The sequence below is a fragment of the Butyrivibrio sp. XPD2002 genome, from assembly GCF_000423945.1.
GTDB lineage: Bacteria > Bacillota > Clostridia > Lachnospirales > Lachnospiraceae > Butyrivibrio.
In genome coordinates, this window is sequence record NZ_AUIY01000004.1 from 86,325 (window position 1) to 99,612 (window position 13,288).

The window sequence follows — 13,288 nt, forward strand, 5'->3', positions numbered from 1 at the left end:
ATATTTATTTATGCTAAAATAATAATAGTCGTGGATGTTATTAATGATATCAGGGGGCATTTTAATGAATTCATCTAATTCTGCGTATGAAAAATACAAAATGATAGCCCAGTCTGTTACAAGTCCCTGTGCAATTTTATCCGTTGAGAAAAATGAGGATGGAACTGCAGGAGACATCAGACTTTTTGCGACAAATGACAAATTCAGCATGACAGGCGAGATGGTTGAGGGAGAGCTTTATACCAAATTCCTTCCAAGGGAGCCTAAGTTTGATGACATGTGCCTTAGAGCTGCTTTTGGCGGAGAAAAGATCCACACCTATGTAGATTCTACCAAGACCCTGGGTGCATGGTCAGACAATATCCTGCTTCCTCTTCAGCCGGATGAGGATGGGAAAACCGGATACTGCCAGTTTATCTATGACCTTACAAAGGAGATGGATGCAGGTAAGTTCTCCACTATATCCCCTACAGTTGCCGGATTTGTTATAAAAAGCTGCCTTGAGCTTAGAAGCGATAATGACTTCAAGGTAAATATCAATCAGGTTATTGAAGATATAAGAATTTTCACGGATGCCACCTTTGCCTGCGTTATATCCATGAACCGGGAAAAGCAAAAGAGCGAGCTTATCTGTCAAAGCATCGAAGAGACAGCTATGGCTGCGGGCCAGTCATTTTCGGGAGTGTCATTTGACACCATAGATAAGTGGGATGACCTTATCGGTGAAAGCGACTGCTTCATTATGAGAGATAAGGCAGATATTGAGAACGTCGTTGAGAAGGTAACCCCTAAGTGGGCACAGCTTCTTAGAATGAAGGGCATTGAGAACCTGTGCCTGGTACCGTTACAGCAGAGAAAAGTCACTGTGGGATATATTCTGGTTACCAATTTTAATCTGGATAATCTCGTAACCATAAAGGAAACCCTGGAAATTCTTTCACTTTTCGTATCATCGGAGATGGCTAACAACCAGTTCCTGGCCCGCCTTGAGTGGCTGACCAGTGTGGATATGAGGACAGGTGTAAGGAACAGAGCTGCCATGAACCGTGTGGTTGACGAATATGCCGAACAGCTAAAATGGCAAAAGTATCCTATCGGTGTAGCATTTTGCACAATGAACGGACTTAAGGCATTAAATGAAAAAAATGGGCATGATGCCGGAAATAAGTGCCTTGAGGAAGCGGGACATATACTTAGCGAAATATTCGATGAGACAGAGGTTTTCAGATCTGCGGGAGAGGAATTCGCTGTTGTATGTAAGGACGCCGATGAGAAGGATTTTCAAGAAAGAATAGAAAAGCTAAGAGAGCGGGGATCAAACCCGGACGGCGTGTACTTTGCCATAGGAACAGCCTTTGACAGTACCGAGGGAGACCTTAGAAAAGCTCTTAGAAATGCCAATAAACAGATGCTCGAAGAGAAGGAAAACTTCTATATAAAGTATCCCGATAAAAAAAGATCATAATTGTCAAAATTACAGACGCATCCAAATCCATTCGGAGGAGGATGCGTTTTCTTTATGCACTATGCTTTATAAATCTGGAAAATCCTTCTATGAATACACCAAAATTATACAAGTAATAAAGAATTTTATAGATTTTCTTCAATTTGCATAGAATTTTCAAGAACGAGAGAAGAATTCTCTATGTTTTTACGAAAGGACTATTGCTATCATGTCTAATGTAATCAAAAACGTGTGCATATTGCACTAACAAGTACAGATGCACAAATGTATAGGAGGACAAAGTAATTATGAAAAAGAAAGTAGTTAGTCTTTTGACAGTAGCAGCTCTTTCAATGTCAATGCTCGCTGGTTGTGGTAACAAGGCAGCTGACACAGCTAAGGAAACTGCAGAGACAGCAGAGTCAACAGTAGAGGAAGCTGCAGAGACAGCTGAGTCAACTGTAGAAGAAGCAGCTGAGACAGTAGCTGATGCAGTTAGCGGAGACCTTGCAGATAAGAAGGTTGGCGTTTGCATCTATCAGTTCTCTGATAACTTCATGACTCTTTTCAGAAACGAACTTCAGAACTACCTTGTAGCTCAGGGCTTCAACGCTGACAACATCACAATCGTTGATGGTGCTAACGACCAGGCTACACAGACAAACCAGATTCAGAACTTCATCACAAGTGGTGTTGATGTACTTATCATCAACCCTGTTAACTCTTCTTCAGCAGCAACAATTACAGACCTTGTAGTTGGCGCTAACATCCCGCTCGTTTACATCAACCGTGAGCCCGATGCAGACGAAGAGCAGAGATGGGAAGACAACGGCTGGAACGTTTGCTATGTAGGTTGTGACGCTCGTCAGTCTGGTACATACCAGGGTGAGATCATCTCAGACCTTGGCATGGACGTTGTTGACCTTAACAAGGATGGTAAGATCCAGTACATCATGATCGAGGGTGACCCGGAGAACGTTGACGCTCAGTATCGTACAGAGTTCTCAATCAAGGCTATCGAGGATGCAGGTCTTGAGGTTGAGTGCCTTGATGATGAGGTAGGTAACTGGGATCAGGCTACAGCTCAGCAGCTCGTTGCTAACGCTCTTTCAGCTCATCCTGAGACAGAAGTAGTATTCTGCAACAACGATGCTATGGCACTTGGTGCTCTTCAGTCAATCCAGGCTGCTAACAGAACAGTTGGCACAGACATCTTCCTTGTAGGTGTTGATGCTCTTTCAGAGGCACTTGAGGACGTTATCGCTGGAACAATGACAGGTACAGTATTCAACGATCACTTCTCACAGTCACACAGCGCAGCAGATGCAGCTATCAACTTCCTTAACGGTCAGACAAACGATCGTTACATCGGTTGTGACTACATCAAGGTAACAGCAGACAATGCTCAGGAGATTCTTGATTCTGTTAAGTAAGCTGTGAGAACTTGACGAGGTATTTTCGAGTCTAGTTCGAACGTGTTCTGGCGAAGGCGAAGCCTGAGAGCGGAACTTCCTTATGAAATAGTTAATTAAATAGTAGTGCGGATGCACAGGATGCATCCGCATTACTATTGACTAATCAAATCTAATCATCAGCCAGCAATTCGGGTCTGGCAAAATTCATTGATATAAACACAGTTTTTTAGTATTTAGGAGGGATTATGGCATCAGAATACAAATTGGAACTGAGGGGCGTATCCAAGTCATTTCCCGGCGTTAAGGCACTAGATAACGTTCAGTTAGCAATTCGCCCAGGTACAGTGCATGCACTGATGGGAGAGAATGGTGCCGGAAAATCCACACTCATGAAGTGTCTGTTCGGAATCTACAAGATGGATGCCGGTGAAATTTTTATAGATGGACAGAAGGTAGTAATTTCAAACCCTGATGAAGCGATGAAAATGGGTATCGCGATGGTGCATCAGGAATTACAGCCGGTACCTGCAAGAAGTGTCGGCGAGAACATGTATCTGGGAAGGTTCCCGGTTAAGAAAATCGGACCTATTCAGGTAATTGATCATAAAGCAATGTACGAACAAACAGAGAAGTGGCTGAACGAAGTTGATATGCACTTCGATCCCAAGGCTATGCTTTCAACACTGTCAATCGGACAGATGCAGTCAGTAGAAATTGCAAAGGCAGTTTCACATGACGCCAAGGTAATCATCTTCGATGAGCCTACATCTTCTCTTTCAGATAATGAAGTTGAAGCGCTTTTCAAAATCATGGAGAACCTCAGAAAGAAGGGTGTTGCCATGATTTACATCTCACATAAGATGGATGAGATTAAGCGCATCGCAGACGATATAACAGTAATGCGAGACGGTACCTACGTAGGCACATGGCCTGCAGCAGAGATGAGTATAGATGACATCATTGCTAAGATGGTAGGACGTGAGCTTACAAATATATATCCTCCCAAGGACAGAGAGTTCGGCGATGTGATCATGGAGGTTGAAGGCTTGTCTTCAATCCACAAGAGATCATTCCAGGATGTTTCCTTCAAACTCAGAAAGGGTGAAATCCTCGGATTCGGCGGACTGGTAGGAGCTCAGAGAACAGAGCTAATGGAAGGTATCTTCGGTATAAGAAATCTTTCAAAGGGAGAAATTAAGATTCATGGTCACAAGGTAGAGATCAAGAACTCCAGAGATGCCATGAAGGCCGGAATTGGAATGATAACTGAAGACCGAAGAGCAAGAGGTATTTTTGGATGTCTTTCCATTAAGGACAACGTTGGTGTATCAGTTTACAACAAGTTCCTGAAGGCAGGATTTGTACTGGATCATGCAAGCATTAACAAGGTTGTTGATGAAAGTATTGATAAGCTTAGAATCAAGACACCCAGTAAGCAGGAGCATATAGCAAATCTTTCAGGTGGTAACCAGCAGAAGGTTATTATTTCCAGATGGCTTGCAAATGACCCTGACATCCTGATAATGGATGAGCCTACAAGAGGTATTGATATCGGTGCTAAGCACGAGATATACGAGATCATGACAGAGCTCGCAAAGCAGGGTAAAGCAATCATCATGATTTCATCTGAAATGCCTGAGCTTCTTGGAATGAGCGATCGCGTGGTTGTAATGTGTAACGGTAAAAAGACCGGCGAGATCGACAACGAAGCTGAAATGACTCAGGAAAAAGTAATGAGTTACGCAACAATGTTCTGACGTCAATCACTTAGCGAGGTATTAACGGGCATAGTGAGTGACGCCGTTCTACCGACCAAGGGGAGGTAGAACTTCCTTATGACAATTGTTTTATAGAAAGGATAAAAAAATGGAAAAGACAAAGCAGCAGAAAATGAAAGATTTTCTGATCAATAACGGAGTTATCATAGTAATGTTTATCCTGGTTTTCTATACAGGACTTACAAATAAGAACTTCCTTACAGTTGGTAACGGACTTAATATTCTTGCAAACATGGCACCTCGTCTTGTTATCGCACTTGGTATTGCAGGCTGTGTTATCACAGCAGGATGTGACCTTTCAGCAGGTCGTATGATCGGTTTTGCAGCATGTATCGCAGGTACACTGCTCCAGAAGATTGATTACTCAGGTAAGTTCTTCCCTGATATGCAGCCCATGAACGTATTTGTAGTACTTCTTATCGTACTTGCAATCACAGGTTTCTTTGGAGCAATCACAGGATTCTTCATCGCATTCCTTCACGTTCCTCCGTTCATCGCAACACTTGCTATGATGGAAATCGTTTATGGTCTTGCACTTATCTACACAAACGCAACACCTCTTGGTGGATACGTAAAGCAGTACACAGACATCGCTACAGGTAATATTGCAGGAATCAGCTTCCTTGTATTCATTGCAATCGGTGTAGCAATCATCACATGGTTCATCTTCAACATGACTCGTCATGGTAAATACATGTATGCTATCGGTGGAAACCCGCAGGCGGCTGAGGTTGCCGGTGTACCGGTTAGACTTACAATGATCCTCATCTACATGAAGGCAGCTATGATGTATGGTCTTGCAGGATTCATGCTTGGTGCAAAGGCCGGTGGTGCATCCGTTAACCTTGGTTATGGTTACGAGATGGAAGCTATCGCAGCTTGTACAATCGGTGGTGTATCAGTTACCGGTGGACGTGGTAAGGTTTCAAGTGCTATCGTCGGTGTAGCAGTATTCGAGCTCTTGAAGGCAGCTCTCCAGTACCTTGGAGTAAACGCAAACGCTCAGTACATTGCAATTGGTATCGTTATCTTCGTAGCTATCTCACTTGATATCAGAAAGTATGTTGCTAAGAAGTAATTGAGATTATCGGATTCAAATGGAACAATTTGAATTACCTATAGAAATATTTTGAGAGATTTGGACGCTGGGGTGAGGTCTTCATATTGTGAAGAACTTCATCCCAGTGTTTTTTAGATTTCGTGCGGGATATGGTATAATTTCTTTGATTAAAAAGCTTTTTTAGAAATGGAGAATGTAGATGGATTTTAATGCAATACTTGAACAATCAGGCATTTCATTATTACTTTTTGTAATATGTGCTTACTACGCTTTCAGACTTCTTGTTTTTAAGGACTACACAGCAGTCCGTGGCAAACAGGAGAAGCCCCCGAAGGACGTTGAAGGTTACTGCAAGGCAGCAGGTCTTGTAATTGTCTTTTTCGGAATATCAACCCTGGTAATGGCAGGCCTTGTGCTTATCAGCCCTGTTGCAGGACTTATCCAGATCGTAGCATGTACTGCTATTATGGTAATTATGTGGAAAAAGGTTACTGATAAGTTCGCTTGAGTGATATTAAGAGTTGGTCTAATTTGTGGAACTGATTTGTGAAGGAAAAGTGGGGATTTTTAGTGCCGCTACGTCAGGGGAATAGAATTTGGTGCTACCGGCGTACCGGTTTATGAAATAAAGAACAGTTTTTGGAGGACGGTTACGTCTGGTAGAATGTAATAAAGCAAATAGGATGAATTTTTTGGATATATTCAATGCTTAGAGTTACCCTGATTTCTGAAAATAAAGAAAAGTTCAACCTGTAATGAAAAATAATAGTGAATAGACGTAACGCAAACGATATAACGATAATTTTTGCAAAAGCATAGTAGACCAGAATTTGTTATAAAATAAAAATCGGTTGAACTGGCGTATAACCTTGATATTATAACGCTTACGCTAGCAAGAAAAAATGCACCGGGATCAAACGTAAATTAAGCACTGACGTAAACAGAAAATATTACAGTATAAAAAAGTTAATTTTATGAATACACAGCTTGGAGAGGGTAGAGTATATATTCAGACCAGACCGATTCTACGCGAAGCGTAACAGAGGTCTGGAATGAATATATACTCGGAACGCTCCAAGCGTACGGGTTTACAAAATGAAATATTCAGTACTTCTTGTGGATGACGAAGAGGAAGTCACTCAGGCCATAAAAAGAAAATTGAATTGGGAAGAGATGGGATTCGAGGAGCCAAGGTATGCCAAGAATGGACTTGAGGCTTTGGAGGTCTCTGAGGAGCATGCTCCAGATGTTGTCATGACGGATATACAGATGCCCTACATGACAGGACTAGAGCTGTCCAAAAAGCTCAAGGAGCTCTATCCCGGAATAAGGATCATAATCTTCTCAGGTTATGATGAATTTGAGTACGCCAAGGAAGCCATAAGGCTTGAGGCGGAGGAATACATCTTAAAGCCCATAGATGCAGGGGAGCTTAGGGGCGTATTTACAAGAATTCATGAGTCTCTTGATAAAGAGCGGGATGAGAGACAGAACCTTGAAAAACTCACCAACTATTACATGGAATCACTTCCGCTATTGCAGGAGGACTTTTTTGCTGCGCTTCTTGATGGAAAGCTTGAGGAAAAAAGAATTCCCCAGTATCTGCAGGAGTATCAGATAAAGCTTGAAGGACCGTTCTTTTGCGTAGCGATTTTTCATATAAGTACCACGGACCTACCGGAGGGAGTAAGCCATGTCCTTCTGTCTGTGTCTGTAAGAAGGCTTGCGGAGGAGAGAAGTAACCCTTCCTACAATGCGAGATTCTTCTCATATCTTGGAAGCACAGTCATGATTGCACAGCTCACATCAACTGAGGCGAAGACTAAGTTCACGGATGACTGTGACAGATTCTGCAGACTTGCAAAGACAGTCTGCAAGGCAAACGTGACCATCGGAATCGGAGAGATAGTCGGAAGTGTTGAAGACTTAAAGACCTCCTATGATGGCGCAAAGGATGCCGTATCCTACAGAGTTCTCTACGGAACCACCAAGGCTATCAACATCTCTGAGATAGCGCCGCCCACAATTAAGCAGACGGCAGACATAGAGATAGACCTTCATGAGATATTCAAGAAGATAAAAATGGAGGACGAAGCAGCTCTTAGCAAGTCGGTTGAAGATTATATAACCGGCGGCACATCAGCGGACATGTCCGTTTCAGAGTACAAGTTTTTCGTCCTTGAAATGATTAGTGAAATCTACAGATTCATGCGAGGCAATCAGCTGAATACTGATGAGATATTTGACCCGGAAAATGATGCATACGACAACCTTTCCCAGCTTGAAAAGACTGAGCTCATGAGCTGGCTTAAGGAAACCTGCATAAAGCTCCAGAACATGCTCCGGGAAAAGAGATCTGATAACACAAAATCCTTTGTAAAGAAGGCCATAGAATATGTCAACGATCACTATGCTGATCAGGACCTTTCTGTGGATCGCATCTGCTCCGAGCTTGCGGTGAGCAGTGCATATTTTTCCACTGTTTTTAAGAAGGAGACAGGCAAGACCTTCGTGACTTACCTTACGGATTACCGCATGGAGAAGGCTCTGCAGCTCCTTATAGAAAAAGATGAAAAGACCTACGTCATTGCACAGCAGGTCGGTTACGGAGACCCCAACTATTTCAGCTATGTTTTCAAAAAACAATTCGGGACATCGCCATCTAAATACAAACAGGGATTATCTTAAAAAGTACCTATTAAAGCTATATCCCCGCACAATCCAGAGCATCATTCTGATATCCTTCACACTGGTATCATCGGTCTGCATGCTCTTTTTGGGCATGTCCATGTATCAGAGATTTGAGAGACGGTCCCGCCAGATGATGACGGACAATTCACTCCTGATGCTGGCAAGAACTACTGACAGCATTGAGGATTACCTTCGAAGAATGCGAAGAATCTCTGATGCGATGTACTACGACGTCATAAAGGATATGGACTTTGAGTCCGAGGATATATCCACTGAGATGAGCCTTCTCTACGAGGCTAATAAGGACAACCTGGTGAGCTTTGCGCTTTTTGCAAGTAACGGCGATCTCATAAGCGCAGCGCCCATCGCCCTTAAAAAGGACAACGCCCAGGTTCCTGAGCAGAGCTGGTTTTCTACAGCCTTTGCCAATCTGGAAAATCTGCATTTTTCCACACCACATGTACAAAATCTATTCATAGACGAGACCGACTATCGCTACCACTGGGTAATATCCCTTAGCCGCGCGGTAGAGCTTAACTATGGCGGAAAGCCCAGGATGGGCGTGCTTCTTGTTGACATGAATTACCAGACAATTCAGCAGATGATGGAGAGTGTAAACAAGCTAAACTCCGACCAGTACGTCTACCTCATAACCGGCAACGGTCAGCTTATCTACCACCCCAAGGCGGAGCAGATATCCCTTGGGATTCACAATGAAAACTTTGCCCAGGCAGCAGGCTATGATGACGGAGTATACGAGGAGAATTTTGAGGGTGAAAAGCGAATAGTTGTAGTAGATACAGTAAGCTACACTGGCTGGAAGCTTGTCAGCGTAACTCCGATAAAGAACTTCTATCTTGGAATGCAGAGCACAAGATATTTTGTAATCCTTGTGGCTGCACTTACAGCCCTTGCCATGATTTTTATGAACCAGATGGTGACCTGGAAGGTAACACAGCCCCTTAGAAAGCTGAACGAATCGATCAAGACAATCGAAGCCGGAAAGACTGACTCTGCGATTTATATCGGCGGAACTACAGAGGTTGAACACCTTGGAAGGACTCTGCAGCGCTCCCTTGACGAGATCAACAGACTGATGAAGGACATCGTCATCGAGCAGGAGGAAAAGCGAAAAAGCGAGCTTGATGCCCTGCAATCACAGATAAATCCTCACTTTTTGTATAACACCTTAGATTCCATCGTATGGATGATTGAGGGTGAGCATTACGAGGAAGCAGTTTTCATGATAACCCAGCTGGCCAGCCTGTTCAGAGTATCCTTAAGTAAGGGCCGCACCATCATCCCCATCGAGGATGAGCTTCGCCATGCTGAGAACTACATGAACATTCAGAAGGTTCGTTTTAAAAATGCGTTTACAGTAAATTATGATATTGAGCCGGAGATTAAGGAGTGCCTGACGGTTAAGCTTATCGTGCAGCCACTTCTTGAAAATGCCATATATTACGGAGTAAAAAATATGGATGAAGACGGCGAAATTACAGTAAAAGGATACAAGGACGGCGAGGATATTTTCATAGAAGTAATCGATAATGGTTATGGAATCCCCTCTGAAAAGCTGCCCTATATTCTGACTGAGGATAAGCGCGCCAGCAAGAACGGCTCCGGAGTTGGACTTATCAACGTACACAAGCGAATCCAGCTAAGATTCGGTGAGGAGTACGGTCTTAAAATAGAGAGTGAGCCCGATGAGGGCACGAAGGTCACGATACATCTGCCGGCAATACCTGCTACCGAGGAAAACAGGGAGCGGCTTGAAAAGGGAGGTGCAAATGGCTAAGAACAGAAGCAGGATAATCCTGGCAGTCATAGCGGCGCTGATTTTGTCAATAGTTATATCGACCTATGCACTTGTGAAGAGCTCCGCGGAAAATGAAGATTACACCATCTCGGTCGTGGTTGAGGACAGCCAGAGTGAGAGGTGGAATTCCTTCAGGCTTGGAGCGGAGAGCGCAGCCACTGACAGAGGCGTGATGATTGATTTTGTAAATACATCGGGCTTTAGCGGTGCGGAGGAAGAACTGTCCATCATAGACAAGCAGATTCAGAACGGCGCGGATGCCATTGTGACAGAGCTTATAAAAAGCGGTGGAACTGCAGACAATATCAAGGACATAAGCGGAAAAGCAGTCCTTGCCCTCACGGGAACAGGGGTAGAGACTGACGTAGACATCGAGGGTAAGTTCGCAACGATAGCTCCCGACAACTATCAGATAGGAAGAGCCCTTGGAAATGAGGTGCTCCTGAGGCACCAGACAGGACTGTCTGACCTTAGGATAGGTATAGTTGCAAAAAGGATGGATACCTACAGTTCAGTGGATAAGGTTACCGGAATTTTTGATACACTTGAAGTTCAAAATGGCAATGTCAACTGGTGCATAATCCTTGGCGGAGAGGATGGAGATGACTTTTTGAAAAACAGAGCTGGGGGCATGCAGATTTTCAGAAATGATCTTCAGGAAGCAAGTCTTTCGCTGATAAAGAAGATTTACAGAGATAATCCGGTGGATATAATCGTTGCACTGGATGATGATAGCCTTCAGGCTGCGGCCGAGCTTTTCGGAGAGATAGAAAATGCCTACGAGTCTAACTCCACAGCCTACACCTACAAGCTGGGTGAGAATGGAAAGCTTCTTCCTTCCTATGAGCTGTACGGTGAGGGGACCTCTATCAGAAACATCTCATATCTGGACAGAGGCAGAATTATCAGCATGATAGTGCCAAACGAGTTCAGTATGGGCTACATAGCTGTTGAAAAAGCAGTATCCAAGCTTGATCACAAGCTTACTTCCATGAAGGACGACATCGTGGAATACCGAGTAATAAACCAGGAGAACATGTTTAAGGATGATATTCAGAAATACCTTTTCACAACAATGCAGTGACCATGAACGAGGGGGGAAAAATGGCCATGAAAGATCAAAAGTACATAAAAAATCTCTGAAAAGATTTTGTGGGATATTGCTGATGGGAGTGCTTCTCTTTTCATCAATTTCCATGGCAGGATGCGGGAAAAAGGAGCAAAAGTCCACTGAAATCAAGATCGGAGTGTGCGGGTACGACCAGTATGATACGTATTTGTCCCAACTGATCCAGTGCTTCGACAAATGCACTACAGATGGTGTGAACGTGGAGTATGTCTATGCTTCACAGAGCCAGATTACGCAAAATGAACAGGTGGAAAAGCTGATCACAAAGGGCGTTGACGTTCTCTGCGTGAATCTTGTGGACAGAACCGCACCTAATACGATCATTGACCTGGCTAAGAAAAATGATATACCGATCATCTTTTTTAATAGGGAGCTGGTTGAAGAGGATATCACCCAGTGGCCAAAGCTTTACTACGTGGGTGCGGATGCCATCGAGTCCGGAAGACTTCAGGGCGAGCTTGCAGCAAACATGTTAAGAAGAGAATCAGTCAATGCTGATAAAAACGGCGATGGCAGAATTCAGTACGTGGTGCTTGAGGGCGAGGCAGGCCATCAAGATGCCATCGTTAGAACTGAGTATTCAGTTAATACCCTGATAGAGCAGGGCGTTGATGTAGACAAGGTGGGCTACGCCATAGCTAACTGGAACAGAGCTCAGGCTCAGACCAAGATGGCACAGCTAATTGAGAGAACGGAAAATGGCATAGAGCTTGTTCTTGCCAATAATGACGACATGGCTCTTGGCGCAGTGGATGCCTATAACAGTGCAAAGATCTCCGCTGATGAGAGACCGCTTATATTTGGGATCGACGGCACAGACGTCGGACTTGAGGCTGTTGTAAACAAGACAATCATGGGAACCATCTACAACGACAAGGAAGGTCAGGCCAAGGCTATGTATGACCTTGCGATTGCACTTGCAAAGGGAGAGTCCGTTAGCTCCTTAAACCTTGAGGATGGCAGATACATAAGACTTCCCTATGCGAAGGTGGATGCCGCCAACGTGCTTCAATATATTCATAAGTGATGATCGATTTGAAGAGATAAAGAGCGCTGGCTGAAATACATTTTGCTTGATAAGAGGCTATTACATGAAGATAATAATTGTGGATGATTTTGCTCCAAAGAAAATACAGATAAGTGGACAGTGCTTTCGAGTTAAGGAAACTGAGCCTGGTGTGTTCAGATTCATTACAGGAGAGCATGTGCTTTATATAAAAGAGTCAGATAGTAAAGGCGATGCAAAAGCTTTTGATATTTCCTGCTCCAAGAAGGAATGGGAAAAAATCTGGATGCCATATTTTGATATGGACAGAAACTACGCTGATATTTGTAGCAGGGAATATGGTAAGCACAGCTTTAGTGACAAAGCCATAGACTGCGGCCGCGGCCTTAGAATCCTGAAGCAGGATAAGTGGGAGATGCTGATATCCTTTATTATTTCCCAGAGGAAAAGTATTCCGGCTATATCAAGTGCCGTGGAAGCAATCTCAGCTAAGTTTGGAACAAAGCTTGATGATGAAATATATGCTTTTCCTACATCAAAGCAGATGGCCGGAGCCACACTTGATGATTTAAAGGAATGTGGTCTTGGCTACAGAGCTCCATACGTGTATGATGCAATTAGAAGAGCAAATAGCGGAGAGCTTGATCTTGAGAAGCTGGACGACCTTGATGATGAAGGGTTATTTGAAGCTCTGATGGAGGTCCACGGCGTTGGTAAAAAGGTGTCCAACTGTGTGTGCCTTTTTGCATACGCGAGGATGGGCAGAGCCCCTGTTGATGTGTGGATCGCCAGGGCGATAGATGAAGAGTTTGGCGGGGTGAATCCTTTCCCTGAATATGGGGAGAATGCAGGAATAATACAGCAGTACATATTCTATTATGAGAAAAATGGCAGAGCGTAATTATTCAGAGGTTTTGGAGGCACTATGAGAAATAGAGTCAGCGTT

At 43.7% G+C, this 13,288-nt stretch carries 10 protein-coding genes; all 10 read left to right on the forward strand.

The window, feature by feature from the left end; translation table 11 throughout:
• Positions 1 to 64: 64 nt before the first annotated feature.
• The 10 genes from G587_RS0103345 to G587_RS0103395 all read left to right on the forward strand — a co-directional run bounded on the left by G587_RS0103345 (position 65) and on the right by G587_RS0103395 (position 13,243).
• Positions 65 to 1,465 (forward strand): GGDEF domain-containing protein, encoded by a 1,401-nt coding sequence (locus tag G587_RS0103345; protein WP_026491087.1) that lies wholly within the window; start codon positions 65 to 67, stop codon positions 1,463 to 1,465.
• A gap of 287 nt (positions 1,466 to 1,752) precedes the next feature.
• Positions 1,753 to 2,877, forward strand: coding sequence for a galactose ABC transporter substrate-binding protein (locus G587_RS0103355; RefSeq protein ID WP_026491088.1), 1,125 nt, complete (start codon positions 1,753 to 1,755; stop codon positions 2,875 to 2,877).
• Positions 2,878 to 3,104: 227 nt separating this feature from the next.
• The gene (locus tag G587_RS0103360; protein ID WP_026491089.1) at positions 3,105 to 4,616 is read left to right on the forward strand and encodes a sugar ABC transporter ATP-binding protein; all 1,512 of its coding nucleotides are present in this window, start codon (positions 3,105 to 3,107) and stop codon (positions 4,614 to 4,616) included.
• Positions 4,617 to 4,725: 109 nt separating this feature from the next.
• Positions 4,726 to 5,715, forward strand: coding sequence for a galactose/methyl galactoside ABC transporter permease MglC (locus tag G587_RS0103365; RefSeq protein WP_026491090.1), 990 nt, complete (start codon positions 4,726 to 4,728; stop codon positions 5,713 to 5,715).
• 181 nt (positions 5,716 to 5,896) lie between these two features.
• Positions 5,897 to 6,205, forward strand: coding sequence for a hypothetical protein (locus tag G587_RS0103370; protein WP_026491091.1), 309 nt, complete (start codon positions 5,897 to 5,899; stop codon positions 6,203 to 6,205).
• 587 nt (positions 6,206 to 6,792) lie between these two features.
• Positions 6,793 to 8,385 (forward strand): response regulator, encoded by a 1,593-nt coding sequence (locus tag G587_RS0103375; RefSeq protein ID WP_026491092.1) that lies wholly within the window; start codon positions 6,793 to 6,795, stop codon positions 8,383 to 8,385.
• Positions 8,327 to 10,186, forward strand: coding sequence for a sensor histidine kinase (locus tag G587_RS0103380; RefSeq protein ID WP_026491093.1), 1,860 nt, complete (start codon positions 8,327 to 8,329; stop codon positions 10,184 to 10,186). Before G587_RS0103375 ends, G587_RS0103380 begins: the two co-directional genes overlap by 59 nt.
• Complete coding sequence (locus G587_RS0103385; RefSeq protein ID WP_026491094.1) at positions 10,179 to 11,291, forward strand: sugar ABC transporter substrate-binding protein; 1,113 nt, start codon at positions 10,179 to 10,181, stop codon at positions 11,289 to 11,291. Before G587_RS0103380 ends, G587_RS0103385 begins: the two co-directional genes overlap by 8 nt.
• 82 nt (positions 11,292 to 11,373) lie before the next feature.
• The gene (locus G587_RS0103390) at positions 11,374 to 12,363 is read left to right on the forward strand and encodes a galactose ABC transporter substrate-binding protein (RefSeq protein ID WP_155829408.1); all 990 of its coding nucleotides are present in this window, start codon (positions 11,374 to 11,376) and stop codon (positions 12,361 to 12,363) included.
• Positions 12,364 to 12,427: 64 nt separating this feature from the next.
• Complete coding sequence (locus tag G587_RS0103395; protein ID WP_026491096.1) at positions 12,428 to 13,243, forward strand: DNA glycosylase; 816 nt, start codon at positions 12,428 to 12,430, stop codon at positions 13,241 to 13,243.
• Positions 13,244 to 13,288: the final 45 nt, after the last annotated feature.

What these genes read in the sequence shown, in the direction of transcription:
- G587_RS0103345 (WP_026491087.1), top strand. Translation starts at nt 65, where the DNA reads ATGAATTCATCTAATTCTGCGTATGAAAAATACAAAATGATAGCCCAG.
- G587_RS0103355 (WP_026491088.1), top strand. Translation starts at nt 1,753, where the DNA reads ATGAAAAAGAAAGTAGTTAGTCTTTTGACAGTAGCAGCTCTTTCAATG.
- G587_RS0103360 (WP_026491089.1), top strand. Translation starts at nt 3,105, where the DNA reads ATGGCATCAGAATACAAATTGGAACTGAGGGGCGTATCCAAGTCATTT.
- G587_RS0103365 (WP_026491090.1), top strand. Translation starts at nt 4,726, where the DNA reads ATGGAAAAGACAAAGCAGCAGAAAATGAAAGATTTTCTGATCAATAAC.
- G587_RS0103370 (WP_026491091.1), top strand. Translation starts at nt 5,897, where the DNA reads ATGGATTTTAATGCAATACTTGAACAATCAGGCATTTCATTATTACTT.
- G587_RS0103375 (WP_026491092.1), top strand. Translation starts at nt 6,793, where the DNA reads ATGAAATATTCAGTACTTCTTGTGGATGACGAAGAGGAAGTCACTCAG.
- G587_RS0103380 (WP_026491093.1), top strand. Translation starts at nt 8,327, where the DNA reads ATGTTTTCAAAAAACAATTCGGGACATCGCCATCTAAATACAAACAGG.
- G587_RS0103385 (WP_026491094.1), top strand. Translation starts at nt 10,179, where the DNA reads ATGGCTAAGAACAGAAGCAGGATAATCCTGGCAGTCATAGCGGCGCTG.
- G587_RS0103390 (WP_155829408.1), top strand. Translation starts at nt 11,374, where the DNA reads ATGGGAGTGCTTCTCTTTTCATCAATTTCCATGGCAGGATGCGGGAAA.
- G587_RS0103395 (WP_026491096.1), top strand. Translation starts at nt 12,428, where the DNA reads ATGAAGATAATAATTGTGGATGATTTTGCTCCAAAGAAAATACAGATA.